Annotated in this window: 23 protein-coding genes; 15 read left to right on the forward strand and 8 right to left on the reverse strand. The window is 69.7% G+C overall.

Annotation, left to right across the window (positions count from 1 at the left end):
- The first annotated feature begins 30 nt into the window (after positions 1–30).
- From QTI17_RS15570 to QTI17_RS15585, 4 genes are all read left to right on the forward strand, one after another.
- Positions 31–1,182, forward strand: coding sequence for an extracellular catalytic domain type 1 short-chain-length polyhydroxyalkanoate depolymerase (locus QTI17_RS15570; RefSeq protein ID WP_286534205.1), 1,152 nt, complete (start codon positions 31–33; stop codon positions 1,180–1,182).
- A gap of 147 nt (positions 1,183–1,329) precedes the next feature.
- A complete protein-coding gene (locus tag QTI17_RS15575; RefSeq protein WP_286534208.1) occupies positions 1,330–3,369 on the forward strand; it encodes a DUF6600 domain-containing protein in 2,040 nt (679 codons plus the stop codon).
- Between the two features lie 52 nt (positions 3,370–3,421).
- The gene (gorA, locus tag QTI17_RS15580; protein ID WP_286534209.1) at positions 3,422–4,777 is read left to right on the forward strand and encodes a glutathione-disulfide reductase; all 1,356 of its coding nucleotides are present in this window, start codon (positions 3,422–3,424) and stop codon (positions 4,775–4,777) included.
- A gap of 14 nt (positions 4,778–4,791) precedes the next feature.
- On the forward strand, positions 4,792–6,309 hold the full coding sequence (locus QTI17_RS15585; protein ID WP_286534211.1) for an AMP nucleosidase: 1,518 nt from the start codon (positions 4,792–4,794) through the stop codon (positions 6,307–6,309).
- An 18-nt stretch (positions 6,310–6,327) separates the two neighbouring features.
- On the opposite strand, the gene QTI17_RS15590 is transcribed toward QTI17_RS15585, so the two are convergent.
- A complete protein-coding gene (locus tag QTI17_RS15590) occupies positions 6,328–7,023 on the reverse strand; it encodes an ArsR/SmtB family transcription factor (protein ID WP_286534213.1) in 696 nt (231 codons plus the stop codon).
- 60 nt (positions 7,024–7,083) lie between these two features.
- On the opposite strand from QTI17_RS15590, the gene QTI17_RS15595 reads away from it, so the two are divergent.
- On the forward strand, positions 7,084–8,226 hold the full coding sequence (locus tag QTI17_RS15595; protein WP_286534215.1) for a cytochrome P450: 1,143 nt from the start codon (positions 7,084–7,086) through the stop codon (positions 8,224–8,226).
- A 3-nt stretch (positions 8,227–8,229) separates the two neighbouring features.
- Here QTI17_RS15595 and QTI17_RS15600 read toward each other — a convergent pair whose 3' ends face one another.
- Together QTI17_RS15600 and QTI17_RS15605 are read right to left on the reverse strand one after the other, a co-directional pair.
- On the reverse strand, positions 8,230–9,189 hold the full coding sequence (locus tag QTI17_RS15600; protein ID WP_286534217.1) for a pyridoxamine 5'-phosphate oxidase family protein: 960 nt from the start codon (positions 9,187–9,189) through the stop codon (positions 8,230–8,232).
- Positions 9,186–9,830, reverse strand: a complete 645-nt coding sequence (locus tag QTI17_RS15605) for a glutathione S-transferase family protein (RefSeq protein WP_286534219.1) — start codon at positions 9,828–9,830, stop codon at positions 9,186–9,188. The genes QTI17_RS15600 and QTI17_RS15605 overlap by 4 nt, the downstream gene beginning before the upstream one ends.
- 108 nt (positions 9,831–9,938) lie before the next feature.
- Here QTI17_RS15605 and QTI17_RS15610 point away from each other — a divergent pair, with 108 nt between their 5' ends.
- From QTI17_RS15610 to QTI17_RS15625, 4 genes are all read left to right on the forward strand, one after another.
- Positions 9,939–10,829, forward strand: a complete 891-nt coding sequence (locus QTI17_RS15610; RefSeq protein ID WP_286534220.1) for a LysR family transcriptional regulator — start codon at positions 9,939–9,941, stop codon at positions 10,827–10,829.
- 16 nt (positions 10,830–10,845) lie between these two features.
- The gene (locus tag QTI17_RS15615; RefSeq protein WP_286534222.1) at positions 10,846–11,790 is read left to right on the forward strand and encodes an ATP-binding cassette domain-containing protein; all 945 of its coding nucleotides are present in this window, start codon (positions 10,846–10,848) and stop codon (positions 11,788–11,790) included.
- Positions 11,791–12,624 (forward strand): ABC transporter permease, encoded by an 834-nt coding sequence (locus QTI17_RS15620; protein WP_286534223.1) that lies wholly within the window; start codon positions 11,791–11,793, stop codon positions 12,622–12,624.
- Positions 12,625–12,695: 71 nt separating this feature from the next.
- Positions 12,696–14,336, forward strand: coding sequence for an NHL repeat-containing protein (locus tag QTI17_RS15625; RefSeq protein WP_286534225.1), 1,641 nt, complete (start codon positions 12,696–12,698; stop codon positions 14,334–14,336).
- Between the two features lie 19 nt (positions 14,337–14,355).
- Here the strand turns inward: QTI17_RS15625 and QTI17_RS15630 are convergent, their stop codons facing one another.
- Positions 14,356–15,249: a LysR family transcriptional regulator gene (locus QTI17_RS15630; protein ID WP_286534226.1), complete on the reverse strand. Its 894-nt coding sequence runs from the start codon at positions 15,247–15,249 to the stop codon at positions 14,356–14,358.
- A gap of 89 nt (positions 15,250–15,338) precedes the next feature.
- On the opposite strand from QTI17_RS15630, the gene QTI17_RS15635 reads away from it, so the two are divergent.
- Together QTI17_RS15635 and QTI17_RS15640 are read left to right on the forward strand one after the other, a co-directional pair.
- The gene (locus QTI17_RS15635) at positions 15,339–16,340 is read left to right on the forward strand and encodes an NAD-dependent epimerase/dehydratase family protein (RefSeq protein WP_286534228.1); all 1,002 of its coding nucleotides are present in this window, start codon (positions 15,339–15,341) and stop codon (positions 16,338–16,340) included.
- 68 nt (positions 16,341–16,408) lie between these two features.
- The gene (locus QTI17_RS15640) at positions 16,409–17,569 is read left to right on the forward strand and encodes an acyl-CoA dehydrogenase family protein (RefSeq protein ID WP_286534229.1); all 1,161 of its coding nucleotides are present in this window, start codon (positions 16,409–16,411) and stop codon (positions 17,567–17,569) included.
- Positions 17,570–17,581: 12 nt separating this feature from the next.
- Here QTI17_RS15640 and QTI17_RS15645 read toward each other — a convergent pair whose 3' ends face one another.
- A complete protein-coding gene (locus tag QTI17_RS15645) occupies positions 17,582–18,847 on the reverse strand; it encodes a DEAD/DEAH box helicase (protein WP_286534230.1) in 1,266 nt (421 codons plus the stop codon).
- 74 nt (positions 18,848–18,921) lie between these two features.
- On the opposite strand from QTI17_RS15645, the gene QTI17_RS15650 reads away from it, so the two are divergent.
- From QTI17_RS15650 to QTI17_RS15665, 4 genes are all read left to right on the forward strand, one after another.
- Positions 18,922–19,143: a DUF3820 family protein gene (locus QTI17_RS15650; RefSeq protein ID WP_286522075.1), complete on the forward strand. Its 222-nt coding sequence runs from the start codon at positions 18,922–18,924 to the stop codon at positions 19,141–19,143.
- A gap of 221 nt (positions 19,144–19,364) precedes the next feature.
- A complete protein-coding gene (gene rbp, locus QTI17_RS15655; RefSeq protein WP_286534231.1) occupies positions 19,365–19,781 on the forward strand; it encodes an RNA-binding regulator in 417 nt (138 codons plus the stop codon).
- A 153-nt stretch (positions 19,782–19,934) separates the two neighbouring features.
- Positions 19,935–20,423: a tripartite tricarboxylate transporter TctB family protein gene (locus QTI17_RS15660; protein WP_286534232.1), complete on the forward strand. Its 489-nt coding sequence runs from the start codon at positions 19,935–19,937 to the stop codon at positions 20,421–20,423.
- A 13-nt stretch (positions 20,424–20,436) separates the two neighbouring features.
- A complete protein-coding gene (locus QTI17_RS15665) occupies positions 20,437–21,948 on the forward strand; it encodes a tripartite tricarboxylate transporter permease (protein ID WP_286506628.1) in 1,512 nt (503 codons plus the stop codon).
- A 62-nt stretch (positions 21,949–22,010) separates the two neighbouring features.
- Here the strand turns inward: QTI17_RS15665 and QTI17_RS15670 are convergent, their stop codons facing one another.
- The 3 genes from QTI17_RS15670 to QTI17_RS15680 are packed head-to-tail and all read right to left on the reverse strand — an operon-like array spanning position 22,011 to position 25,871.
- Positions 22,011–23,183 carry an ABC transporter substrate-binding protein gene (locus tag QTI17_RS15670; RefSeq protein WP_286534234.1) on the reverse strand — a complete coding sequence of 391 codons (1,173 nt, stop codon included), beginning with the start codon at positions 23,181–23,183 and terminating at the stop codon, positions 22,011–22,013.
- 31 nt (positions 23,184–23,214) lie between these two features.
- Entirely contained in the window at positions 23,215–25,101 is a 1,887-nt protein-coding gene (locus QTI17_RS15675; RefSeq protein WP_286534236.1) for an AMP-dependent synthetase/ligase, read from the reverse strand.
- Entirely contained in the window at positions 25,098–25,871 is a 774-nt protein-coding gene (locus QTI17_RS15680) for an ABC transporter ATP-binding protein (protein ID WP_286534237.1), read from the reverse strand. The genes QTI17_RS15675 and QTI17_RS15680 overlap by 4 nt, the downstream gene beginning before the upstream one ends.
- Between the last annotated feature and the right edge of the window lie 121 nt (positions 25,872–25,992).

Raw genomic sequence — 25,992 nt, forward strand, 5'->3', positions numbered from 1 at the left:
TCTCCTATTTTTTACTCTCCAAGGCTCCCCATGAATCCCCTGTTCGAACGACTGATGCGCAAGGCCACCCGACTGACCCAGGTCGGCCAGCTGCAGGAGGCGACCCGGGCGATCCAGCGCGCCCTGGGCGGCGCCGCCGATGAAGGCACCCGCGCCACCGACCGGACCACCGCCACCCCGGCGGCGAACGACGACGCCCGGGTCATCGATGTCGAGGCTCGCTTCGTCGAGCCCGCAACCGCGCCGGCAACTGCGCCCACTCCCGAAACACCGCCAGCGCCGCCGCCACCGGCGCGCGAAGCCGGCGTCGAGCAGTGGAGCGACGGCCTGTTCGCCCACCAGCACCGGCCCATCGCCTACAAGCTCTTCGTGCCCGGCACGCAGGCCGTGGGCCCTCGCCCGCTGGTCGTGATGCTGCACGGCTGCACCCAGAACCCCGACGACTTCGCTGCCGGCACCCGGATGAACCAGCTGGCGCGCGAGAACGGATTCCTGGTCCTCTACCCGGCGCAGACGCAGCATGCCAACTCCTCGAAGTGCTGGAACTGGTTCAAGTCGCAGCATCAGCAGCGCGGGCGCGGCGAGCCGGCCCTGCTGGCGGCGCTGACCCAGTCGGTGATCGATGCCCACGACGTGGACCCCGATCGCGTCTATGTCGCCGGCCTGTCGGCCGGCGGTGCGATGGCCGACATCCTGGGGCGCAGCTATCCCGACCTCTTCGCGGCGGTCGGCGTGCACTCGGGGCTGCCCAGCGGTGCGGCCAGCGACCTGATGTCGGCCTTGGCCGCGATGAAGAGCGGCCCATCCGCGGCCGCGTCGAACGCGACGGCCGGTCCGGGCGTGCCCACCATCGTCTTCCACGGCGATGCCGATGGCACCGTCCACGCCCGCAACGGCGAGGCGGTGGTCCAGGCCGCGCTGGCGGCCCAGGACCGCGCCGCCACCCAGGTGCAGGCGTCGGACGGCCGATCGTTGCAGGGCCGCGCCTATACCCGCCGCGTGCATGTGGACGCGCACGGCCTGGCGGCGGTCGAGCAGTGGCTGCTGCACGGCGCCGGCCACGCCTGGTCCGGGGGCAGCGCGCGCGGCTCATACACCGACCCTTCCGGTCCGGATGCAAGCGCGGAAATGCTGCGCTTCTTCCTGAGCCACCGGAAGGTGGCAGTCGCCGCCACGCACTGAGAAGGCGCGGTCGACCTGCAGCCGGCCGCAAGCTCGGCTTACACGCGGTTGCCTTCAGGGGCGAAATATTTCGTTGCTTTGCAAAGCGGATGCCGTCGCGCATCCGCTGTAGTGCGTTGAGTGCAAAGAGACGAAAGAAAGCCCTCGATGATGCACCGTACCCCCCTCCTTTCCGGCCGCGCGGCCAGCTGGCTGCTCGGCCTGGCACTGCTGCTGGCCGGGCTGCCGGCCTTCGCCCAGCCAGACCCGCCCGGGCGGGTCGGCCGCCTCAACGACCAGCAGGGCACCGTGAGCTTCTCGCCGGCCGGCACCGACGACTGGTTCGAGCTGGGCCCGAATCGCCCGATCACCACCGGCGACCGCCTCTGGATCGACCGCAATGCGCGCGCCGAGCTGTCGCTGGGCGCCACGGCGCTGCGCCTCGACGAGCAGACCGCCATCACGCTGTCCGAGCTCGACGACGTTACCGCCCGCATCACCGCCGCCCAGGGCCGGCTGCAGCTGCGGGTGCGCGAGGACCTGGCGGGCCAGCGCATCGAGGTCGACACCGCGAACCTCGCCATGGTGATTGACAGTCCGGGCGACTATCGCATCGAGACCGACCCCGCGGCCGGCACCACCCGGGTCGCCGTGGCCGCCGGCCAGGTGACGCTGTTCGGCGAAGGGGGCGAGTCGGTCGCCCTCGGCGCCCAGCAGCAGCTCACCACCACGGGGCGCAACCTCGAGGCCGTGAGCGGCGCACCGGTGCGCGCCGGCACCGGCTTCGATCGCTGGGTGGCCGAGCGGGACCGCATCGAGGACCAGTCGATCTCGGCGCGCTACGTCTCGCGCGACGTGGTCGGTTACCAGCAGCTCGACGCCTATGGCGACTGGCAGAACGACCCGGGCTACGGCAGCGTCTGGTATCCGCGCAACGTCGATGCCGACTGGGCGCCCTACCGCGACGGCCAATGGGTCGAGGTGGCGCCCTGGGGCTGGACCTGGATCGATGCTGCGCCCTGGGGCTTCGCGCCCGCCCACTACGGACGCTGGGCGCGCATCGGTCCGCGCTGGGGCTGGGTGCCCGGGCCGCGGCAGGCGCGCCCGGTCTACGCGCCGGCGCTGGTCGGCTTTGTCGGCGGCGCCGCCGGCGCCAACCTCGCGATCGGCAACGGCCGCCACGGCGTCGGCTGGTTCCCGCTGGCGCCCGGCGAGCCCTGGCGGCCGGGCTACCGCGCCAGCCAGCGCTATGTGGACGAGGCCAACAGGGCCGCCTTCCAGCGGCAGCTGGCGGCGCGCAATGGCGGCTTCGCCAACCAGCAGCTGCCCGGCGCCGTCACGGTGGTCCCCACAGACGCCTTCGGTCGCGGTCCGATCGGCCGGCGCGACATGGTCCGGCTGCCGCCCGCACAGCTGACGGGGGTGCCGGTCGGCATGGGCGCGCCGGTGCCGACGGGCGACCGGGGCCATGGCGGTTTCGGTCGCCCGGCCACGCCGCCGCCGCCGCAGGCCGCGCTGCAACTGCGGCAGTTCCAGCAATTGCAGCAGGCACAGCAGATGCAGCAGACGCCGCAGTTCCAGCAGGCTCCGCAGCTTCAGCAGCAACAACAGCAGCGCGCGGCGCAGGCACAGGTGCAGGCGCAGCAGATGCAGCAGGCACAGCAGCTGCAACAGCAGCAGGCGCAGCAGGCGCAACGGCAGCAGATCGAAGCCCAGCAGCGTGCCGCCCAGGCGCAGGCGCAGGCCCAGGCCCAACAGCAACAACAACAGCAGGCACAGCGCCTGCAGCAGGCCCAGCAGCTGCAACAGCAGCAGGCCCTGCAGATGCAGCAGGCGCAACAGGCGCAACGGCAACAGATCGAAGCCCAGCAGCGAGCAGTCCAGGCGCAGGCACAGGCGCAGGCACAGGCTCAACAGCAGGCCATGCACCTGCAGCAGGAGGCGCAGCAGCGCGCGGCCCAGGCGCAGGCCCAGCAGCTGCAGGCGATGCAGCAGATACAGGCCCAGCGCGCGCAGCAGCAGATGCAGGCGCAACAGCAGATGTTGCAAGCCCAGCAGGCGCAACAGGCCAACGCGATGCGCCAGGCGCAGGAAGTGCAGCAGCGCGCCCAGCAGATGCAGCAGCAGCCCCGGGCACCAGGCGAGCCGCGCGGCCCGCAGCGCAGCGGCGTGCCGGGCCAGCAACAGCCGCAGCCGGACCGGCCATAGGGGGGCAGCAGGAACGCCCCGCGCCGGCTACAGTCGGCGCGAAGGAGTTCCCATGCGCACATTCGACTTCGACCTGTTCGTCATCGGCGGCGGCAGCGGCGGCGTGCGCGCCGCCCGCATGGCCGCCCAGCGCGGCGCCCGCGTGGCGCTGGCCGAATGCGCGGAACTGGGCGGCACCTGCGTCAACGTCGGCTGCATTCCCAAGAAGCTTTACAGCTACGCCGCCGGCTACGCCGAGGCCTTCGAGGAAGCGGCCGGCTTCGGCTGGGACCTGGGCGAACCGCGCTTCGATTGGAACCGCCTGAAAAGCAACCGGGCGCGCGAGATCCAGCGCCTCAACGAGGTCTACCGCAGCCTGCTCGAAGGCGCCGGGGCGACCCTGGTCCAGGGCTGGGCGCAACTGGCGGATGCCCATACGGTCCAGGTCGGCGAGCGCCGTTTCACGGCCCAGCACGTGCTGATCGCGACCGGCGGCATGCCCTTCGTGCCCGACCTTCCCGGCCGCGAGCACGTGATCGTCTCCGATGCGATGTTCGACCTCGACCCCTTCCCGAAGCGGCTGCTGGTGGTCGGCGGCGGCTACATCGCCTGCGAGTTCGCGTCGATCTTCAACGGCCTCGGCGCCGAGGTGGTCCAGTTGCAGCGCAGTGCGCATCTGCTGAGCGATTTCGACGAGGACATCCGCGAATTCCTGGCCAAGGAAATGCGCCGCGCCGGCGTCGACATCCGCTTCAACGCCGAGATCGCCTCGATCCGCCGCCTCGACAGCGGCCTCTGCGCGATCTTGTCGCGCGGCCAGCGGGTCGAGGCCGACGCCATCCTGTTCGCGACCGGCCGGGTTCCGAATACCCAGGGCATGGGCCTCGAGGCGGCCGGCATCGCGCTCGACGCCCAGGGCCGGGTCGAGGTCGACGCGCGCTACCGCAGCTCGGTGCCGTCGGTCTACGCCGTGGGCGACGTCTCGACCCGGCAGCAGCTCACGCCGGTGGCACTGGCCGAGGCGATGGCCGTGGTCGACACGCTGTTCGGCACCGGCAAGCGCCGGCTCGACTACGACTACACGCCGACCGCCGTCTTCACCCATCCGAACATCGGCACCTGCGGCTACACGGAGGCCGCCGCGCGCGCGAAGTTCGGCGCGGTCACGCTGTATTCGAGCGAATTCCGCGCGCTGCGCCACACGCTCTCCGGCAGCGCCGAGCGCACCTTCATGAAGCTGATCGTCGACAAGGCCAGCGACCGCGTGGTCGGCCTGCACATGGTCGGCCCCGACGCCGGCGAGATCGTGCAGGGCTTCGCGGTCGCCATGCGCGCGGGCGCCACCAAGGCGATGTTCGACAGCACCATCGGCATCCATCCGACGGTGGCCGAGGAGTTCGTGACGATGCGCGAACCGATGCCGGGCTGAGCCACAATGGCTTCATGCCCTACATGCCCGCCTTTATCGCGCCCGCCCGCTTCACCGATCCCGATGCCGCCCTGGCGCAAGTCCGACTGATCTACAACGGCGGCCTGCAGCACCTGCGCGATGCGATGCTGCGCTTCGTGGCCGGCGAGAGCCTGCCGGGCCGGGTGCGGGCCTGCTACCCCTTCGTGCGGGTCCACACCCATACGGTCTCGCGCCGCACGCCGGCCGCCAATGCCGGGCTGAGCTACGGCTTCGTCTCCGGGCCCGGCCGCTTCGAGACCACGCTGACCCGGCCCGACCTGTTCTCGCGCTACTACCGCGACCAGTTCCGCCTGCTGCTCGAGAATCACCAGGTCGAACTCGAGATCGGCACCAGCACGCAGCCGATCCCGATCCATTTCTCCTTCGCCGAGAACGACCACATCGAGGGCACCATGAGCGCCGAGCGGCGGGCGCTGATGCGCGACGTGTTCGACCTCCCCGACCTCGGCGCGATGGACGACGGCATCGCCAACGGCACCTACGAGGCCAAGGCCGGCGAGGCGCAGCCGCTGTCGCTCTTCACGGCGGCGCGGGTCGACTACTCGCTGCACCGGCTGCGCCACTACAGCGGCACGGCGCCCGAGTGGTTCCAGAACTTCGTGCTGTTCACCAACTACCAGTTCTACATCGACGAGTTCGTGCGCCTCGGCCACGAGGCGATGACCGACGAGCACAGCGAATACATCGCCTTCATCGAGCCGGGCAACGTCATCACGCGGCGCCGCGGACTGGCGGCGGGTTCGAGCTCGATGTATGGCGAGCTGCTCGACGGCTCGCAGGGCACGCCGCCGCCGCGCCTGCCGCAGATGCCCGGCTACCACCTGGTGCGCGAGGACTGCACCGGCATCAGCATGGTGAACATCGGCGTCGGCCCGGCCAACGCCAAGACCATCACCGACCACGTGGCGGTGCTGCGGCCGCACGCCTGGGTCATGCTCGGCCACTGCGCCGGGCTGCGCCAGGGGCAGCAGCTCGGCGACTACGTGCTCGCGCATGCCTATGTGCGCGAGGACCACGTGCTCGACGAGGAACTGCCGCTGTGGGTGCCGATCCCGGCGCTGTCCGAGATCCAGCTGGCGCTCGAGAAGGCGGTTGCCGAGGTCACCGGCACCCAGGGCACCGAGCTCAAGAAGATCATGCGCACCGGCACCGTGGCCAGCACCGACAACCGCAACTGGGAGCTGCTGCCGGGCAACCAGCCGCAGCGGCGCTTCAGCCAGAGCCGGGCGGTCGCGCTCGACATGGAAAGCGCCACCATCGCGGCCAACGGCTTCCGCTTCCGGGTGCCCTACGGCACGCTGCTGTGCGTCAGCGACAAGCCGCTGCACGGCGAGATCAAGCTGCCGGGCATGGCGAACCAGTTCTACCGCGAACGGGTCGAGCAGCACCTGCGCATCGGCATGGCGGCGATCGACATCCTGCGCCAGGAAGGCTCGAGCCGGCTGCACAGCCGCAAGCTGCGCAGCTTCGCCGAAGTGGCTTTCCAGTAGGCCGACGGGGCCGGACGCTCAGGCCAGCCCGAACAGTTCCGGCATCTCGCGCGCGGCCTTGGGCGTCAGGGCCAGCGCCCGGCCAACGAGGTCTTGCCGCACCCAGCCGCGGCGCAGCGACAGCTGCAGGCAGGCCGCCCCCAGCGCACCGCCCAGGTGGGGCCGGCGCTCGCTCCAGTCGAGGCAGGCACAGGCGAAGCGGCGTCGGGCGGCGCGGGCCTGCGCCACGTCCAGGCCCAGGCTCTCGAGCGCCATCGCACCCGCCGGCGTGAGCACGTAGTCGCCGCCCTCCGAGGTCGCCCGCAGCCAGTCCTGGGCATGCAGGCTGTCGTGCAGCGCCACCCCTGCGCTGCCGGCCATGTGGTCATAGCAGGTGCGCGCGGCGCGCAGCCGGCTGGGTGTGGTCGGGCGAAACTCGCCGCGCGGCGCGCCGGCGACCACCAGCAGGCCCTCCAGCGCGGCGGCCACCTCGGGACCCGCGAGCCGGAAATAGCGGTGCTTGCCCTGCGCCACCGCATGGACCAGCCGCTGCTCCTTGAGGCGCGCCAGGTGCGCGCTGGCCGTGGACGGCGCGACCTCGGCGACGGTGGCGAGTTCGGTCGCGGTGCGGGCATGGCCGTCCATGAGGCAGCACAGCATGCGCGAGCGCGCGGGCTCGGCGATCGCGCTCGCCAGGCGCGAGAGATGGGAATCGGCGGTGGAGGTGGCATCCATATTTCGATCGTAGACGAAGCGTGTCGGCATGAAAAGTCCAGACTGCGGGGCATGAACTCCATGGCCCCGCCCCCCGACGCGATCGCCGCCGTGACCCACGGCAACCCCTACCCCTGGTACGCCGGCCTGCGCAGCGGGCCGGCGCTGGTCTTCGACCCGAGGCTGAAGCTCTGGATCGCCAGCCGCGCCGAAGTGCTGCATGAGATCGTCGCCAACGATGCGCTGCGCGTGCGGCCGGTGGCCGAGGCGGTGCCACGCGGCATCGCGGGCACGCCGGCCGGCGAGCTGTTCGGCCTGCTGGTCCGCATGAACGACGGCGCGCTGCACGCAGACCACAAGCCGCTGCTGCAGCGCGCGCTCGCGGGCGTCGACCTCGAAGCGGCGCATGCCGCCACGCTGCGCGTCGCCGCAGCGATGCCCGCCATGACGCTGGCCGACCGGGCCTTCGCGCTGCCGGTCAGCGCGGTCGCGCACCTGCTCGGCTTCGCCGACGGCGAACTGCCGCAGGTCGCGCGATGGACCCGCGACTTCGTCGCCTGTCTCTCGCCCCTGTCGACCGACGGCCAGCTGGCGTCGGCGAGCGCCGCCGCGGCCCGGCTCATGGACCGCTTCGAAGGGCTGGTCGCTGCCCGGCCGGCCCGCCACGGCAGCCTGCTCGCCACCGTGCAGGCCGACGCGCCGGCGCCTCTGTCGCGGGCGCTGCGCGCCAACCTGGTGGGCCTGCTGTCGCAGACCTGCGAGGCCACGGCCGGACTGCTGGGCAACGGCCTCGCCGCGCTGGCGCGGGAACCGGGCCTGCGCCGGAAGATCGGCGACCAGCTGACATTGATGCCGCTGTTGGTGGCGGAGGTCGCGCGGCACGACCCCGCGGTCCACAACACGCGGCGCTTCGTCGCCGCGCCGACCACGGTCGCCGGCCAGGCGCTGGCGCCGGGCGACGCGGTGCTGTTGGTGCTGGCGGCCGCCAACCGGGACCCGGCGCTCAACCCCGCCCCCGCGACCTTCGAACTGATGCGGACCGACCGGCGCTGCCTGGGTTTCGGCCACGGCCGCCATGCCTGCCCGGGGCAGGCGTTGGCCGGCACCCTCGCGGCCGCCGGCCTCCAGGCGCTGCTGGCCGAGGGGCTCGACACCGATGCGCTGCTGCGGCGCGGCTGGCACTATCGGCCGTCGGTCAACGCGCGGATCCCGGTGTTCCGCTGAGGCTCAGGCAGCTTCCGGCCACCGCCCGGTGGGGGCGAGAAAGGGCGACGGCGCGGCGCGGCCCCAGCGCAGCGGCAATGCGCCCGGCCGGTGCAGCACCGACACCACCTGCATCCGCAGCAGGCGCTCGGCACCCGCGAAGGCCGCCAGCTCCGGTCCATCCCAGAGCACCTCCGCCCTGATCGCGAGCTGCAGCAGGTCGCCGCGTTCGAAGTCGATGAACAACAGTCCGGCGCGCGGATTCACCGCAATGTTGCCGAGCGTGTTGAAGAACGCGTTGCCGACGAAGTCGGGCGCTGTCAGCGTGCCTTCCCCGCTCACCTGCACGAAGCCCGGCCGGCCGCCCCGGTGCGAGACGTCCACTCCCTGCGCCGCGCCGCCCCGTCCGGCCGACGGATGTGCCGTCGCGATGAAGAAGGTGTCGGCCTGGCCGATCAGCCGCCGCGCCGCGGCATCGAGGCGGTCGGTCCAATGGGGCGCCGCGGCCGCCGGCGCGCCCTCGACGAACACCGGCTCGCGCGCCTGGATGTACTTGGGGCAGTTGCCGAAGCTCTGCTGCACGTCGACCGAGAAGCCGGCGCCATCGACGCTCGCCACCACGCCGTTCATGCGATTGCGCCGGCGCGTGTGCGGCTCGATGCCGAGCAGGCCGATCGGCGCGTCGGGCGCCAGGGCCTGCGCCAGCGGATCGCCTTCCGCGGGCAAGGCGTCGATGCGCAGCAACCGCGGATCGGGTGAATGGGCGAAGCCCGGCGGCGCCGCCAGCACGCTGGCCCACGGCTGCGAAGCGGCATCCAGGCTGCCGACAACCAGGAACGGCAGCTGGGCGAAGAAGTCCCGGTGCTGATCGGGCATGTAGTCGCGTACCACGCGCGCGCCGAAGGCCTCCATCCGCTCGCGCACGCCAGCGAGCGTCTGCATCGCGCGTTCGCCCTCGTGCCAGGGGGTGAGGGTGGCATTCATGCCGCCAGCCCGATGCGCGAGGCCGCCATCGGCACGAAGCCCGGCAGCGCCTCGATCCGCGCGAGCCAGGCGCGTACCTGCGGATAGGCCTCGAGCGAGACATTGCCTTCCGGTGCATGGGCCACGTAGGTGTAGTTGGCGATGTCGGCCAGGGTCGCGGACTCTCCTGCAAGGAACGGACGCCGCGACAGTTCGCGCTCCATCACGCGCAAGAGGTCGTGCGAGCGCGCGATCACCTCGGCCGGGTCCCGCGCCAGGCCGAACAGCACGATCACCCGGGCCACCGCCGGGCCGGCCGCGAGCTGGCCGGCGGCCACCGACAGCCAGCGCTGAACCTGCGCCGCGGCGAGCGGATCGCGCGGATACCAGCGCGCCGGGTCGGCCGCATAGCGCTCGTTGAGGTAGACCATGATCGCGTTCGAGTCGCACACGGTGACCTCGCCGTCCTCGATCACCGGCACCTGGCCGAAGGCGTTGCGTTCCAGGAAGTCGGGGCGCTTGTGCGCGCCCGCCCCCAGATCGACGTCGACGGTCTCGAAAGGCAGGCCGAGCAGCGAGAGGAACAGCCGGACCCGGTGCGAGTGGCCGGAAATCGGCGAACTGTGGACCTTGATGGGTGCGGCGGGACGGGGTGCGGTCATGGGCTTCTCCTGGATCGGTGGGGGATGCCGCCATTCTTGTTTGTTCCCCTGCTCGAAGTAATGGCGTCGCCTGCATTTGACTGCTGCGTTTTCCGGTTTAATCGACCCATGGACCGCCTCAAAGCCATGCAGACCTTCGTGCAGATCGCCGACCAAGGCAGCCTGACCCGGGCCGCGGATGCGCTGGGCAGCTCGCTGCCGGCGGTGGTGCGCGCGCTGGCCGCCCTCGAAACGCACCTGGGCGTGCGCCTGTTCCACCGCACCACGCGCCGCATCTCGCTGACCGAGGAGGGCCGCAGCTACCTGCACAGTGCGCGCGAGGTGCTGGCCGCCGCCGACGCCGCCGACCGCGCGCTCACGCTCGACGCGGCCGAGCCCGCCGGCCATCTCACGGTCACGGCGCCGGTGCTGTTCGGCCACATGTACGTGGCGCCGGCCATCGTGCGCTTCCTGCAGCGCCATGCGCGCATGCGCTGCAGCGTGCTGCTGCACGATCGCCCGGTGAACCTGCTCGAGGAGGGCGTCGATGTCGGCATCCGCATCAGCGCACTGGAAGACTCCTCGCTGGTCGCCCAGCAACTCGGCAGCATCCGCCGCGTGGTGGTCGCGAGCCCGGACTGGCTGCGCGCCAACGGCCGGCCCGCGCATCCGCGCGATCTGGCGCGCGCCAACTGCGTGTGCGTGGTGCCGAACTCGTCCGGGCAATGGATGTTCCGCGAGAACGGCCGGCCGCTGCCGGTGGCGGTCAAGGGCAACATCGAGTTCAACCACATCGCACCGGCGATCGAGACCTGCGCCGCGGGCCTGGGCTGCGGCTTGTTCCTGTCCTACCAGGTGCTGCCCCTGGTGGCCCAGGGCCGGCTCGAGATCCTGCTCGAGGGCTTCGAGGCGCCGCCGCGGCCGGTGAGCGTGATCTACCCGCACGCCCGGCTGCTGCCCGCGCGCACGCGTGCCTTCATCGACTGGATGAAGGCCGAGTTCGACGGCCTCGCGCTCTGACCCGGCCCGGCGGCGCATGCGACACAATGCCGCCGTGCCGCATCCCCTCTTCCAAGCCCGCCACCTTCGCAAGCGCTACGGCACCGCCACCGTGGTGGACGACCTCTCGTTCGAGATCGCACCGGGCGAATGCCTCGGCGTGATCGGGCCCAACGGCGCCGGCAAGACCACCACCATCCGCATGTGCCTCGGCCTGACGGCGCCCGACGAAGGCAGCATCGAGGCGCTCGGCGGCCTGTCGATGCCGCGCGATGCGCGCGCCATCAAGGCGCAGCTGGGCGTGGTGAGCCAGTTCGACACGCTCGACCCCGACTTCAGCTGCGCCGAGAACTTGATGGTCTATGCGCGCTACTTCGGCATGCGCCGGCGCGAGATCGCGCCGCGCATCCCGCAACTGCTCGAGTTCGCCGCGCTCTCGCACAAGGCCGATGCCAAGCCGGGCGAGCTCTCGGGCGGCATGCGCAGGCGGCTGTCGCTGGCGCGCGCGCTGGTCAACGATCCGAAGCTGCTGATGCTCGACGAGCCCACCACCGGGCTCGACCCGCAGGCGCGGCACCTGATGTGGGAGCGGTTGCAGGTGCTGCTGCAGCAGGGCAAGTCGATCCTGCTGACGACCCACTTCATGGACGAGGCCGAGCGCCTGTGCTCGCGGCTGCTGGTGCTCGACCATGGCCGCAAGATCGCCGAAGGGCGCCCGCGCGACCTGATCGCCGAGCACCTCGAACCCGACGTGGTCGAGTTGTACGGCGACGGCGCGCTCGAACTCGCGCAGTCGCCGCTGAAGGACTTCGCGGCCCGGGTCGAGGTAAGCGGCGAGACCGTGTTCTTCTACACCCAGGATGCGCGCGGGCTGATGGCGGCCCTGGGCGACCGCAGCGGCCTGCGCACCTTCCACCGGCCGGCCAATCTTGAGGACCTGTTCCTCAAGCTGACCGGCCGGCAAATTCGCGAGGACGGCTAGATGAGCTCGAACGCAATGTCCACTTCCTCGGTGCCCGCGGCGCCTTCGGTCTGGCGCCCGCCCGAACTCTCGATGCGCTGGTGGCCGGTGTTCCTTCGCAACCTGCTGGTGTGGCGCAAGCTGGCGATCCCGAGCCTGATCGGCAACATCGCCGAGCCGCTGATCTGGCTGGTGGCCTTCGGCTACGGCATGGGCGCGCTGGTCGGCGAGGTGCAGGTCGGCGGCACCGCCGTGCCGTACATCCTGTTCCTGGCCAGCGGCTCGGTCTGCATGAGCGCGATGAACGCGGCCTCGTTCGAGGCGCTCTACTCGGCCTTCTCGCGCATGCACGTGCAAAAGACCTGGGACGGCATCATGAACGCGCCGGTCGGGCTCGACGACGTGGTGCTGGCCGAGATGCTGTGGGCCGGCTTCAAGGCGATCTTCACCACCACCGCGATCATGCTCGTGATGCTGGCGCTGGGCATCAGCCACAGCCCGAAGCTGGTGGTCGCCTGGTTCGTGCTGGTCGGGGTCGGCATCACCTTCTCGTGCATCGCGCTGATCTTCAATGCGCTGGCCAAGGGCTACGACTTCTTCACCTACTACTTCACCTTGTTCATGACGCCGATGATGTTCCTGTCGGGCGTCTTCTTTCCGCTCGAGCAGCTGCCGGGCGTGGTGCGCGCGGTCGCCGCCTGGCTGCCGCTCTCCAATGCGGTGGCGCTGGTGCGGCCGCTCTTCATGGACCAGTGGCCGGCCGACTGGTGGCTGCATGCGCTGGTGCTGGTGGCCTACACGGTGGCGGCCTACTGGGTCGCCCTGGGATTGACCCGAAAGCGCTTCAGGGCCTGACTCGGCTTGTCTCATGCGTGACTGCAAACCGGGCCTGCGCTGTTAGGGTCCGGTCACAACGAGGAGACGACATGAACCGCATCCTGAGCGGCGCCCTGCTGGCGGCCACACTCACATTCGGCGCCTGCACCACCACAGCGCCGCCGCCGACCCGTCCCACCGGCTGGGCGCCGCCCGAGGCGATCGTCGCGCCCTCGTCCTTCGCCGGCGTGCACGGCCTCGCGATCGACGGCAAGGGCCGACTGCTAGCCGGCTCGGTGGTCGGCAACAGCCTGTGGGAGGTCGACCGCCAGACCGGTGCCGCCCGCGTGCTGGTCAAGGGCCCCGAGGGCCAGGCCGACGACATCGCGGTCGGACCCAAGGGCGAGCTGGCCTGGACCAACTACCTCGTGGGCGCGCTGCGCATGCGCGACAGCGACACGGCGCCGATGCGCGTGGTCGCCAAGGACCTGCCGGGCCTCAACTCGCTCGACTTCGACCGCCGCAACGGCAAGCTCTATGCCTCGCAGGTGTTCCTCGGCGACGCCCTCTGGGAGATCGACCCCACCGGCCAGAAGCCGCCGCGCCTGATCAAGAAGGACATGGGCGGCTTCAACGGCTTCGAGGTCGGGCCCGACGGCATGCTCTACGGCCCGCTGTGGTTCAAGGGCCAGGTGGTGAAGATCGATCCGGCCAACGGCGCCATGACCGTGATCGCCGACGGCTTCAAGATCCCGGCGGCCGCCAATCTCGACGGCAAGGGCAACCTGTGGGTGGTCGACGCGCGCAGCGGCGAACTGGTGCGGGTCGATCTCGCGAGCGGCCGCAAGACGGTCGCCAAGCAGCTCAAGCCCTCGCTCGACAACCTGGCGATCGCGCCCGAAGGCACGATCTACGTCTCGAACATGGCCGACAACTCGGTCGAGGCCTTCAACCCCGCGACCGGCGAACTGCGGCTGCTCACCGGCGGCAAGCTGGCGGTTCCGGCGGGCCTCAAGATCGACGGCAACGACCTCTGGGTGGCGGACATCTTCGGCTTCCGCCAGGTCGATGCCACCACCGGGGCGGTGCGCGACATCTTCCGCATGCAGCGCGACCCCGAGCTCGAATACCCGTTCGCGGTCGGCCTGTCGGCCACGCACTTCGCGCTCACCTCCTGGTTCACGGGCACGGTGCAACTGGTCGACCGAAAGACGCTCAAGACCACCGGCATGCTGCACGGGCTGAAGGCACCGGTCGATGCGATCCCGATGGCCGACGGCAGCGTGATCTACGCCGAGATCGCGACCGGCAGCGTGACCCGCGCCAGCGGCCCCAAGTTCGAGGACCGGCAGGTGCTGGCCAGCGGCCTCGGCGGCCCGGTGCAGATGATCCTCGGCCGCGACGGCGCCCTCTACGTGACCGAGGCCGCGGGCAAGCTGACCCGCATCCCGCTCGACGCCAGTGCGCCGCTGCGCGCGGTGGCCGAAGGGCTGGCGATGCCCGAGGGCGTGGCGCAGACGCCGTGGGGCAGCTTCATCGTGGCCGAGACCGCGGCGCGGCGGCTGGTCGAGATCGACCCGGTCGGCGGCAGCCGCCGCACCGTGGCCGACAACCTGCCGATCGGCCTCGAGCCCGGGCCCGGCATGCCGCCGCCCTACGTGCCGACCGGCGTGGCGGTCGGCAGCGACGGCACGATCTACATGACGGCCGACCGCAACAACGCGCTGTACCGGATCCGGCCGCAGCGCTGACGCCCGGGCCGCCCGGAGGTCATTCGCTGCAGTAGGCGGTGAAAGCCGTCACCAGGTGGGCGAAGGTGGCGCGCACGCGCCGGATGCGGCGCAGGTCCTCGTGCATCGTGATCCAGGTCTCGAAGCCGAAGTCGATGGCCTCCGGCAGCACCGCGACCAGCGCCGGGTCGCGCCGCGCGATCGCCTTCTGGCAGAAGCCGATGCCGAGGCCGGCGCGGATCGCGCTCAGCTGGGCCAGGTGGCTGTCGGTGCGGCAGCTGAAGTTCGGCCGCGGCAGCCGCAAGCCCAGTGCGCCCAGGGCACGCAGGTCGGCCACCTCGCGGTCCGGGCCGATCAACGCAAAGCGGCCCAGGTCGTCCAGGTTCGCCGGCGTGCCGTTCTGCCGCAGGTAGTCGGCGCTGGCGAACAGGCCCAGCGCGACGACGCCGGCCCGCGTGGCGACCATCGCGGCCTGCGTGGGGCGCACCATGCGCACCGCGATGTCGGCCTCCTGGCGCAGCAGGTCCTCGTTGCGGTTGGTCAGGCTGAGCTCGAACACCAGCCCCGGCTGGGCCGCCCGCAGCCCGGCCAGCATCGGGGGCAGGACCTCGACACCGACCATCTCGCTGGCGGTGATCCGCACAGTGCCGCGCACGGCATCGGTGTCGGCCGAGGCGGCCCGCGCGAAGGCATCGGCCGCGGCCGCCATCGCCTCGGCGTGGCCCCCGAGTTCGCGCGCGGCGTCGGTCGGCGACAGGCCGCCGGGCGAACGGGTGAAGAGGGTGACGCCGATCGAGCGCTCCAGCGCCTCGAGCCGGCGCCGCACCGTCGGCTGCGCGACTCCCAGCGCGCGCGCCGCCGCCGACAGGCTGCCGCCCCGCAACACGGCGAGAAAGGCGCGCTGGCTTTCCCAGTCCAATGGATTCAGGCTCATACATTTCATACTAGCCGATAGCACCGTTAGGACAATTGTGCTTATCGATGCCGCGGCCAAGAATCGATGCCTCAACACCAGGAATCGACATGGACAAAGCAACGGCATTGGTGCTCGGCGCGACGGGCGGAATCGGCGGCGAAACGGCGGCGGCGCTGCTGCGGCGCGGCTGGCAGGTGCGGGCGCTGGCGCGCGACCCGGCCCGGGCGGCGGCGCAATGGCCCGCCGGCACGGCGAGGCCGCAATGGGTGGCCGGCGACGCGATGGACGCCGACAGCGTCATCGCTGCGGCCCACGGCGCCTCGCTGATCGTCCATGCGGTCAACCCGCCCGGCTACCGCAACTGGGGTTCGCTGGTGCTGCCGATGATCGACAGCACGCTCCGCGCGGCCGAAGCCACGGGTGCGCGCATCGTGCTGCCCGGCACCGTCTACAACTACGGGCCCGACGCCTTTCCCTTCATCGCCGAGGACGCCCCGCAGCATTCGCGCACCCGCAAGGGCGCGATCCGCGTGCAGATGGAACGGCGCCTGCGCGCGGCGGCCGACCGCGGCGTGCGCACGCTGATCGTGCGAGCCGGCGACTTCTTCGGCCCGCGTGCCGGCAACAACTGGTTCTCCCAGGGCCTGGTCAAGCCCGGCCGGCCGCTGGCCGCGATCGGCGATCCGGCGCGGCCCGGCGTCGGCCACCAGTGGGCCTACCTGCCGGATGTCGCCGAGACCATCGCCCAGCTGGTCGAGCACGAAGCTGCGCTGCAGCCCTTCGACACCTTCCACATGGGCGGCCACTGGGACGCCGACGGCACCCGGATGCAGGCCGCGATCCGGCGCGCCAGCGGCCGGCCCGGGCTGCCGCTGCGGCGCTTCCCGTGGGGGCTGATGGCATTGGCGTCGCCCTTCGTGCCGCTGCTGCGCGAGCTGCGCGAAATGCGCTACCTGTGGCAGCAGCCGGTGCGGCTGGACAACGCGCGGCTGCTGGCGCTGCTCGGCAGCGAGCCGCACACCGCGCTCGACGCCGCGGTCGGCGCCACGCTGGAAGGCCTCGGCTGCCTGGCGCCCGGGGCCGGCGCGCTGGCGGCGGGACACCCCTAGCCACTTGCCGCAAGCGCGGCCGGCCGCCTCGCCCTAGAGTGGCCGTCAGCCACGATCGGAGACCGGACTTGAACTACTCGCACGAACACCTCGAGATCCAGAAGACGATGCGCCGCTTCATCGACGAGAGGATCAATCCGCACGTCGATGCCTGGGAGGCCGAAGAGGCCTTCCCGGCGCACGAGGTGTTCGCCGGCCTCGGCGCGCTCGGCCTGCTCGGACTCAACAAGCCCGAGGCCTACGGCGGCGCCGGCCTCGACTATTCCTACGCCATGGCGCTGGCCGAGGCGCTCGGCCACGTGCGCTGCGGCGGCGTGCCGATGGCCATCGGCGTGCAGACCGACATGTGCACCCCGGCTCTGGCGCGCTTCGGCAACGACGAGCTGCGCCGCGAATTCCTGGCGCCGGCCATCGCCGGCCAGACCGTCGGCTGCATCGGCGTCAGCGAGCCGGGCGCCGGCAGCGACGTCGCCGGCCTCAAGAGCCATGCCCGCAAGGACGGCGGCGACTACCTCATCAGCGGCCAGAAGATGTGGATCACCAACAGCCTGCAGGCCGACTGGATGTGCATGCTGGTCAACACCAGCGACGGCCCGGTGCACCGCAACAAGTCGCTCGTGATGGTGCCCATGGACAGCCCCGGCATCGAGAAGGCGCAGAAGATCCGCAAGATCGGCATGCATTCGAGCGACACCGGCCTGATCTACTTCGACGAGGTGCGGGTGCCGCAGCGCTATCGCATCGGCGAGGAAGGCCAGGGCTTCGTCTACCAGATGCAGCAGTTCCAGGAAGAGCGCCTGTGGTGCGCGGCGAGCTCGCTGGTGCCGCTCGACGACTGCATCGCCGAGACCATCGAATGGGCCCAGCAGCGCAAGCTCTTCGGCGGCACGCTGGCAGACCAGCAGTGGGTGCAGTTCAAGCTGGCCGAGCTCAAGACCGAGGTCGAGGCCCTGCGCGCCCTCACCTACCGGGCCTGCGACCTGCATGTGCAGGGCCAGGACGTGACAGAACTGGCCTCGATGGCCAAGCTCAAGACCGGCCGGCTCACGCGCGAGGTGGCCGACACCTGCCTGCAGTTCTGGGGCGGCATGGGCTTCACCTGGGACAACCGGGTCTCGCGCCTGTACCGCGACGGCCGGCTGGCGTCGATCGGCGGCGGTGCCGACGAAGTGATGCTGGGCATCCTCGCGAAGACGATGGGGATCGCGAAGCGGCCGCCGCGCGAGTGAGAGCGGCCTTCGCTAGCGTTCGCGGTTCGGCGTGCCGGCGCCGGCCCGAAGTGCGCGCAGCTTGTCCTTCTTGCTCGGCCGCTTGCCCTTGATGCCGCCGGTGCCCGGCTCGTCCGCCGGCGCGGGCGGCGGCGCCTCGGCCGGCTCGAAGCCGACCACCCGCTCGCGCGGCACGTTGAGGCCCTGGCGCTTCTCGATCAGCCTGAAATGCGCTTCGGTGGCCGCGTTCACGAAGCTCACCGCGACGCCGCTGGCGCCGGCCCGGCCGGTGCGGCCGATGCGGTGCACATAGTCGACCGCCGAGCGCGGCAGGTCGTAGTTGACCACCACCGGCAGCTGCGCGACATCGATGCCGCGGGCCGCCAGGTCGGTGGCGACCACCACCTGCACCCGGGAGGCCTTGAAATCGGCCAGCACCTGCGTGCGCTTGCCCTGGCTCAGCAGGCCATGGAAGGGTTCGGCCTCGACCCCGGCGCGGCGCAGCTTGTCGGCCACCATCTCGGCGCCATGCTTGGTGGCGACGAAGACCAGCACGCGCGTCCAGCCGCTGCCCTTGACCAGCTGGCGCAGCAGCTGGGTGCGGCGTCCGGCATCGACCTCGATCGCCCGCTGCTGGATGGCGGCGGGCTCGCCGACCGGATCGTCCTGCGCCTCGACACGCACCGGGTCGCTCAGCAGGCGCTCGGCCAGCGACTGGATCGCCGGCGGAAAGGTGGCGGAGAACAGCAGGTTCTGGCGCCGCTCGGGCAAGAGCGCCAGGATGCGCCCGAGTTCCTCGGCAAAGCCGAGGTCGAACAACCGGTCGGCCTCGTCGAGCACCAGCATCGACACCGACGACAGCCGCAGCGCGCGATGGTCGAGCAGGTCGAGCAGGCGCCCGGGCGTGGCGATCATGACGTCGGCACCGCCGCGCAGCGCCATCATCTGCGGATTGATCGAGACACCGCCGAAGGCCACCGCGATGCGCATCGGCACCGGCAGCTGCTGCGCCAGGCTGCGCATCGATTCGCCCACCTGCGCCGCCAGCTCGCGGGTCGGCACCAGGACCAGCGCCTGAAGCCTGCGCGGCTGCTGGCGCCCGGCGCCCGCGAGGCGCTGCAGCAGGGGCAGCGAAAATGCGGCCGTCTTGCCGGATCCGGTCCGGGCGGCGCCCAGCAGGTCGCGGCCCTGCAGGATTGCCGGAATGGCCGCCACCTGGATGGCCGTGGGCGCGAGGTAGCCCTTGTCGGTGGCGGCCCGCACCAGGGAAGGATCGAGTCCCAGCGAATGGAATGGCATGAGCGGAGGGCCCCGCGAGGGACCTGTGAACGAACGGGCGGCAACTGCCGCGGAGATCGAGGAGCATAGCCACCATGAACCCGGAAGACCTGGAAAAGCTCGTGAGCCGCGAAATGCCCTTCGGCAAGTACAAGGGCCGCCTGATCGCCGACCTGCCGGGCAACTACCTCACGTGGTTCGCCCGCGAAGGCTTCCCGCCAGGCGAGATCGGCCGCCTCTTGGGCCTGATGCACGAGATCGACCACAACGGCCTGAAAGCGCTGCTGAACCCCCTGCGCCGCCGTCCCCCGGGTTGAATTCGTCTCTTTTTTTGCGTTGCATCATCAAATAGCCTGAAATTTCAAGAAGAAATTTACCCAAAAGTTCCTTTGTGCATGACAATGCCGAAGCGTTTCGGGCAATTCCATGCCGGATTCGTGAACCGGTGATCGGTCAGTTTCGCGCCACAGCGCCATTTGTTTGTTGTGATTCTGGGACTCCATCGCTTTGTTTTTTTGGTTTGATTAGGAGTCCCTCCATGGGCAAGAAACTCTACGTAGGCAACCTCGCCTACTCCATCCGCGACAACGACCTCGAACAGGCTTTCAGCCAGTACGGCTCGGTCGCCAGCGCCAAGGTCATGATGGAACGCGACAGCGGTCGCTCCAAGGGCTTCGGCTTCGTCGAAATGGGCACCGACGCGGAAGCGCTGGCAGCCATCGAAGGCCTGAACGGCCAAGCTCTCGACGGCCGCAGCCTGACCGTCAATGAAGCCCGTCCGATGGAGCCCCGTTCGCCCGGCGGCTTCGGCGGCGGCGGCGGTGGCCGCAGCGGTGGTGGCGGTGGCTACGGCGGCGGCGGTGGCGGTGGCGGCGGCTACGGCGGTGGTGGCGGCGGCAACCGCAGCGGCGGTGGCGGCTACGGCGGCGGCGGCGGTGGCCGCGGCGGCTACTAAGCACCCCTCGGCTTTCAGCTGAAAAAAGGCTCCTTCGGGAGCCTTTTTCGTTGCCGCGCCAGGCGACGCTACGTGGAAGTCCGTAGCGTCAAGTCAGCCAGCCGTCAGGCTCCGACGACGACCCTCGAAGGTACACAAAAGAGGGTCGAGACAATGCGTATCAAGAGTCAGGCGGACTTCTATTCAGGGGTCATGTTCACGGCGATAGGGGCGGCGTTTGCCGTCGGCGCCACCACCTACAACATCGGCGACGGGGCCCGCATGGGGCCCGGCTACTTCCCGCTGATGCTCGGCATCCTGCTGGCGCTGCTGGGCGCCGCCGTGATGTTCCAGTCGCTGGTGGTCGAGACCATCGACGGCGACCCGATCGGCAAATGGGCCTGGAAGCCGCTGTTCTTCGTGATCTTCGCCAACCTCGCCTTCGGCGTCCTGCTGGGCGGCCTGCCGAGCATCGGCGTGCCGGCCATGGGCATGATCATCGCGATCTACGCGCTCACCATCATCTCCAGCCTCGCGGGCGAGCACTTCAAGCTGCGCGACGTGCTGGTTCTCTCGACCATCCTGGCGGCAGGCAGCTACGTGGCGTTCATCTGGGCGCTCAAGTTGCAGATCCAGGTCTGGCCCACTTTCATTTCGGGCTGAGGAGACCATCGCCATGGAACTGTTCCACAACCTCGCGATCGGCTTCGGCGTCGCCTTCACCTTCACCAACCTGCTGTACTGCCTGGTCGGTTGTATTCTCGGCACGCTGATCGGCGTGCTGCCGGGCATCGGCCCGGTCGCCACCATCGCGATGCTGCTGCCGGCGACCTATGCACTGCCGCCGGTGTCGGCCCTGATCATGCTGGCCGGCATCTACTACGGCGCCCAGTACGGCGGCTCCACCACCGCCATCCTGGTCAACCTGCCGGGCGAATCGTCCTCGGTCGTGACCTGCATCGACGGCTACCAGATGGCGCGGCAGGGACGCGCGGGCCCCGCGCTCGCGGCGGCCGGCCTCGGGTCCTTCTTCGCCGGCTGCGTCGGCACGCTGATCCTGGCCGCCTTCGCGCCGCCGCTGACCGAACTGGCCTTCAAGTTCGGTCCCGCCGAGTACTTCTCGCTGATGGTGCTGGGCCTGATCGGGGCCGTGGTGCTGGCCTCGGGCTCGCTGCTCAAGGCGGTCGCGATGATCGTGCTGGGCCTCCTGCTCGGCATCGTCGGCACCGACGTCAACTCGGGCGTCGCGCGCTTCAGCTTCGATGTCCCCGAACTGACCGACGGCATCGGCTTCGTGGTCATCGCCATGGGCGTGTTCGGCTACGGCGAGATCATCGGCAACCTGTCGCAGCCGGACGAGGAGCGCGAGGTGTTCACCTCGGAGGTCAAGGGCCTGTTCCCGACCAAGGATGACTTCAAGCGGATGGCGCCGGCCGTGCTGCGCGGCACGGCCCTGGGCTCCGCGCTGGGCATCCTGCCCGGCGGCGGTGCGCTGCTGGCTTCGTTCGCGGCCTACGCCCTGGAGAAGAAGATCCGCATGCGGCCCGGCGAAGTGCCGTTCGGCAAGGGCAACATCCGGGGCGTGGCGTCGCCCGAGTCGGCCAACAACGCCGGCGCCCAGACCTCCTTCATCCCGCTGCTCACGCTGGGCATTCCGCCCAATGCCGTGATGGCGCTGATGGTCGGCGCGATGACGATCCACAACATCCAGCCGGGCCCGCAGGTCATGACCAGCAACCCCGAGCTGTTCTGGGGTCTGATCGCCTCGATGTGGATCGGCAACGCGATGCTGATCATCCTGAACCTGCCGCTGATCGGCATGTGGATCAAGCTCCTGACGGTGCCCTACAAGTTCCTGTTCCCGGCGATCGTGCTGTTCTGTGCCATCGGCGTCTACTCGACCAACAACAACACCTTCGACATCTGGATGGTGGCGGCCTTCGGCTTCATCGGCTATCTTTTCATCAAGCTGCGGACCGAGCCGGCGCCGCTGCTGCTGGGCTTCATCCTGGGGCCGATGATGGAAGAGAACCTGCGCCGCGCCCTGCTGCTGTCGCGCGGCAGCTGGGCCGTGTTCGTGACCCGGCCGCTGTCGGCCGGCTTGCTGGTCGCGGCCTGCCTGCTGCTCGGCATCGTGCTGCTGCCGTCGATCAAGGCGAAAAGAGAGGAAGCCTTCGTCGAGGAATGAACGGCCCCAAGCCGGAATGAAAAAACCGCCCTCGGGCGGTTTTTTGCTGGAGAAGCAATCGCTCAAGGTGCCAGGTAATCGGACACCACCTTCCACTTGCCGTCGACGATCTGCGACAGCCGCGACTGGTCGTTGCCGAGTCGCTTGGTGGCGCTGAAGGTCATCTTCGGGCTGCCGAACATGTCGGGCTCGAAGGTGCTGCTGTCCATCGCCTTGATGAAGCTGTCGGTCGTCAGGTTCGGCCCGGCCTTGTTGGCCGCCTGGATGAAGTCCTGGATGATCGAATAGCCGTAGACCGAGAACACGGTCGGGTCCTCGTTGAACTTGGTCTTGTACTTGTTGGCCCAGAAGCGCAGCGGCTGCGACTGCTCGTCGGTGTAGGGGTTCTGCACCGTCATGGTGGCGTAGATGCCGTCCATCGGCTTGCCGCCCAGCTTGTGGATCAGGTCGGTGTAGGCCGCGCTGGACCCGAGGAAGGTCGGGTTGAAGCCGGTCTTGCGGGCCTCGCCCACGGTGCCGATGGTCTCGCGGATGATGGTGCCCAGCACCACCAGGTCGCAGTTGGCGGCCTTCATCTTGGCCACCTGTGACGAGAAATCGGTGGCTCCGCGCTTGAATGAAGTCTTCTCGGTGAGCTCCAGGCCGGCCGCCTTGAGGCCGGCCTCGGCGCCGCGCTGGACCTCGAGGCCGAACTCGTCGTCCTGGTAGATCGTGCAGACCTTCTTGGCACCCTTTTCCTTGACCAGCTTGGGAAGGGCGATGCGGATCTGGTCGTAGTAGGTCGCGGCGAACGAATACTTGAGCCGATTGAACGGCTCGTACATCTCTCGGGCCGCGGTGATCGGGAAGAAGTTGACGATGTTCTTCTCGAACTGCACCGGCATCGCCGCCATGTTCTGCGCGGTGCCGATGTGGCCCGCCATGATGAAGATCTTTTCCTGGTTGACCAGCTTCTGCGCCGCCAGCACCGCCTTCTTGGGGTCGTAGCCCGAGTCCTCGACGAAGAGCTTGAGCTTGCGGCCGTGCACGCTGCCCTGCTCGTTGAGTTCGTCCACGGCCAGCTGCATGCCGTTGCGCGACTGCTTGCCGAAGCCGGCCAGCGGCCCCGAGAGATCCTGGATTGTGCCGATGCGGATCTCGTCCTTGCTCACGCCCTGCTGCTGCGCGGCGGCCAGGCCGGAGCCCAGCGCGAGACCGGCCGCGGCGGCCAGGGGGATCAATGTCTGGGTCTTCATACGGAGTCTCCTCTAGGTTGGCGAAAAAAAGCTAGGCGTACATGGCGTCGATGCGCTCGGCGTACTTGGCCTGCACCAGCTTGCGCTTGAGCTTCATGGTGGGCGTCAGTTCCTCGTCCTCGGCGCTCAGCTGGGTCTCGAGCAGGAAGAACTTCTTGATCTGCTCGACCCGGGCGAACTTGGCATTGACGCGGTCGAGCTCGGCCTGGATCAGGTCCTGCACCTGCTGCGTGCGCGTCAGGCTCTGGTAGTTGCTGAAGGGCACGTCGTGGTCCTGGGCGAACTTCTCGACGTTCTCCTGGTCGATCATCACGATCACCGTGAGATAGGGCCTGGCGTCGCCGATCACGACGGCATCCGTGATGTAGGGGCTGAACTTGAGCTCGTTCTCGAGTTCGCTCGGCGTGATGTTCTTGCCGCCCGCCGTGATGATGATGTCCTTCATGCGGTCGGTGATGCGGAAGTAGCCGTCGGCATCGACCGTGCCCACGTCACCCGTGTGCAGCCAGCCGTCGGCGTCGATGGTCTCGGCGGTCTTCTCGGGCAGGTTCAGGTAGCCCATGAAGACGTTGGTGCCGCGCACCAGGATCTCGCCGGTGGCGGGATCGATGCGGACTTCGTTGTAGGCGGCCGCCGGCCCGATCGCGCCGGGCTTGATGCGCGCCGCCGGCACGCCGGTGGCCGCGCCGCAGGACTCGGTCATGCCCCAGACCTCGAGCATCGGCACGCCGAGCGCGAGATACCACTTGACCAATTCGGGCGAGATCGGCGCCGCGCCGGTGACCAGGAAGCGCGCCCGGTGGATGCCGATCAGCTTGCGCACGTTGTCCAGCGCCAGCCAGCGCGCGATCCGGAACTTGAATCGCAGGGCGCCGCCGACCGGCTGGCCGGCCAGCACGCGGTCGGCGATCTCGGTGCCGACGCCGATGCTCCAGGCGTAGGCGGCCTGCTGCACGCGGCTGGCTTCCTTGAGCGCGATCATCACGCCGGAATAGAACTTCTCCCACACCCGCGGCACGGCCGTGAACACGGTCGGCGCGATCTCGCGCACGTTCTCTGGCACGGTCTCGGGGTTCTCGACGAAGTTGAGGATCGAGCCGGTGTACATCGCGAAGTACTCGCCGCCCATGCGCTCGGCAATGTGGCACAGCGGCAGGAAGCACATGCGCTCGTCCTGCTCGTCCTGCGCCACCAGCGTGTTGTAGCCGCGCGTGGTGTAGACCAGGCCGCGGTGGCTGTGCATCGCGCCCTTGGGCTTGCCCGTGGTGCCCGATGTGTAGACCAGGATCGCCAGGTCGTCGGGCCGGCAGGCGGCGACGCGCTGTTCGAGTTCCTGCGGATGTGCCTTGTTGTGGTCGCGGCCGAGCGCGCGCAGCGCATCGAGGCTGATGACGTCGGCGTCGTGCAGGTCGCGCAGGCCTTCCATGTCGAAGACCACGATCTTGCGCAGCAGCGGCAGTGCGGCGCGCACTTCGAGCGCCTTGTCGAGCTGTTCGTCGTCCTCGACGAAGAGCACGGTGGTGCGGGAGTCCTCGCAGAGGTAGTGGACCTGCGAGGCGGCGTCGGTCGGATAGATGCCGTTGGAAACGCCGCCGCAGCTCAGCACCGCGAGGTCGCACAGCACCCATTCGATCACTGTGTTCGAGAGAATCGAGGCGCACTCGTGCGGTGCGAAGCCGATCGCCATCAGGCCGCCGGCGATCTCGGCCACCGCGTCGGCGGTCTGCTTCCAGCTCCAGCTGCGCCAGATGCCCAGCTTCTTCTGCCGCATCCAGACGGTGTCGCCGCGCAGGCGGGCGGCGTTCCAGAACATCGCGGCCATGGTCTCGCCGGGCACCACGATGTCGGTGCGCGACTGGATGCGGCCGAGGTCCCAGAGGCCGGCGGGTGCCTTGGCGTGCGTGGTGTTCTGGGTCATCTCCAGGTCTTCTTTTTCTTCCAGCGCCGCTCGCCGCGCACGCCGTCGTCCTTGAGTCCGAGGTAGAACTCCTTGATGTCTTCCTTCTCGCGCAGGCGCTCGCAGGTGTCTTCCATGACGATGCGGCCGTTCTCGAGCACGTAGCCGTAGTCGGCGGCGTTGAGCGCCATGTTGGCGTTCTGTTCGACCAAGAGGATGGTGGTGCCGCGCTCGCGGTTGATGCGCACCACGATCTCGAAAATCTCCTTGGTGAGCTTGGGCGAGAGGCCGAGACTGGGCTCGTCGAGCAGGATCAGGTGCGGCGCCGCCATGATGGCGCGCGAGATCGCGAGCATCTGCTGCTGGCCGCCCGACAGCAGGCCGGCGTCCTGCATGGCGCGCTCCTTGAGGATCGGGAAGTAGCCGTAGACCGTCTCGATGTCGCGCGCGACGCCGTCGCGGTCCTTGCGGGTGTAGGCGCCCATCAGGAGGTTGTCCCTGACCGACAGCAACGGGAATACCTCGCGGCCCTCGGGCACGTGGCTCAGGCCCTGCTGCACGATGCGGGCCGGGTCCTGCGCCGTGATGTTGCTGCCCTTGAACTCGATGCTGCCCTTGCGCGGGTCGATGATGCCGGAGATGGTCTTGAGGATGGTGGTCTTGCCGGCGCCGTTGGAGCCGAGCACCGTGGCGATCTCGCCGGCGCGCACCTTGAGGCTGACACCGCGGATGGCCTTGATGGGGCCGTAGGCGCTTTCGACGTTGAGGAGTTGGAGGACTGTGTCTGTCATGACGCGGGTCATCCAGGGTGGCGATGGCGGGCGGTATGCCCTGGACCGCTGATACGTCGGGGTTGCATCGGCGTTGGAGACGCCGGGATGGCTCGCACACCTCCGCACCGCTTGCCGGGTG

Source organism: Variovorax sp. J31P179 (assembly GCF_030316985.1).
Lineage (GTDB): Bacteria > Pseudomonadota > Gammaproteobacteria > Burkholderiales > Burkholderiaceae_C > Variovorax > Variovorax ginsengisoli_B.

What these genes read in the sequence shown, in the direction of transcription:
- QTI17_RS15570 (WP_286534205.1), top strand. Translation starts at nt 31, where the DNA reads ATGAATCCCCTGTTCGAACGACTGATGCGCAAGGCCACCCGACTGACC.
- QTI17_RS15575 (WP_286534208.1), top strand. Translation starts at nt 1,330, where the DNA reads ATGATGCACCGTACCCCCCTCCTTTCCGGCCGCGCGGCCAGCTGGCTG.
- gorA (WP_286534209.1), top strand. Translation starts at nt 3,422, where the DNA reads ATGCGCACATTCGACTTCGACCTGTTCGTCATCGGCGGCGGCAGCGGC.
- QTI17_RS15585 (WP_286534211.1), top strand. Translation starts at nt 4,792, where the DNA reads ATGCCCTACATGCCCGCCTTTATCGCGCCCGCCCGCTTCACCGATCCC.
- QTI17_RS15590 (WP_286534213.1), bottom strand. Translation starts at nt 7,023, where the DNA reads ATGGATGCCACCTCCACCGCCGATTCCCATCTCTCGCGCCTGGCGAGC.
- QTI17_RS15595 (WP_286534215.1), top strand. Translation starts at nt 7,084, where the DNA reads ATGGCCCCGCCCCCCGACGCGATCGCCGCCGTGACCCACGGCAACCCC.
- QTI17_RS15600 (WP_286534217.1), bottom strand. Translation starts at nt 9,189, where the DNA reads ATGAATGCCACCCTCACCCCCTGGCACGAGGGCGAACGCGCGATGCAG.
- QTI17_RS15605 (WP_286534219.1), bottom strand. Translation starts at nt 9,830, where the DNA reads ATGACCGCACCCCGTCCCGCCGCACCCATCAAGGTCCACAGTTCGCCG.
- QTI17_RS15610 (WP_286534220.1), top strand. Translation starts at nt 9,939, where the DNA reads ATGGACCGCCTCAAAGCCATGCAGACCTTCGTGCAGATCGCCGACCAA.
- QTI17_RS15615 (WP_286534222.1), top strand. Translation starts at nt 10,846, where the DNA reads ATGCGACACAATGCCGCCGTGCCGCATCCCCTCTTCCAAGCCCGCCAC.
- QTI17_RS15620 (WP_286534223.1), top strand. Translation starts at nt 11,791, where the DNA reads ATGAGCTCGAACGCAATGTCCACTTCCTCGGTGCCCGCGGCGCCTTCG.
- QTI17_RS15625 (WP_286534225.1), top strand. Translation starts at nt 12,696, where the DNA reads ATGAACCGCATCCTGAGCGGCGCCCTGCTGGCGGCCACACTCACATTC.
- QTI17_RS15630 (WP_286534226.1), bottom strand. Translation starts at nt 15,249, where the DNA reads ATGAGCCTGAATCCATTGGACTGGGAAAGCCAGCGCGCCTTTCTCGCC.
- QTI17_RS15635 (WP_286534228.1), top strand. Translation starts at nt 15,339, where the DNA reads ATGGACAAAGCAACGGCATTGGTGCTCGGCGCGACGGGCGGAATCGGC.
- QTI17_RS15645 (WP_286534230.1), bottom strand. Translation starts at nt 18,847, where the DNA reads ATGCCATTCCATTCGCTGGGACTCGATCCTTCCCTGGTGCGGGCCGCC.
- QTI17_RS15650 (WP_286522075.1), top strand. Translation starts at nt 18,922, where the DNA reads ATGAACCCGGAAGACCTGGAAAAGCTCGTGAGCCGCGAAATGCCCTTC.
- rbp (WP_286534231.1), top strand. Translation starts at nt 19,365, where the DNA reads ATGGGCAAGAAACTCTACGTAGGCAACCTCGCCTACTCCATCCGCGAC.
- QTI17_RS15660 (WP_286534232.1), top strand. Translation starts at nt 19,935, where the DNA reads ATGCGTATCAAGAGTCAGGCGGACTTCTATTCAGGGGTCATGTTCACG.
- QTI17_RS15665 (WP_286506628.1), top strand. Translation starts at nt 20,437, where the DNA reads ATGGAACTGTTCCACAACCTCGCGATCGGCTTCGGCGTCGCCTTCACC.
- QTI17_RS15670 (WP_286534234.1), bottom strand. Translation starts at nt 23,183, where the DNA reads ATGAAGACCCAGACATTGATCCCCCTGGCCGCCGCGGCCGGTCTCGCG.
- QTI17_RS15675 (WP_286534236.1), bottom strand. Translation starts at nt 25,101, where the DNA reads ATGACCCAGAACACCACGCACGCCAAGGCACCCGCCGGCCTCTGGGAC.
- QTI17_RS15680 (WP_286534237.1), bottom strand. Translation starts at nt 25,871, where the DNA reads ATGACAGACACAGTCCTCCAACTCCTCAACGTCGAAAGCGCCTACGGC.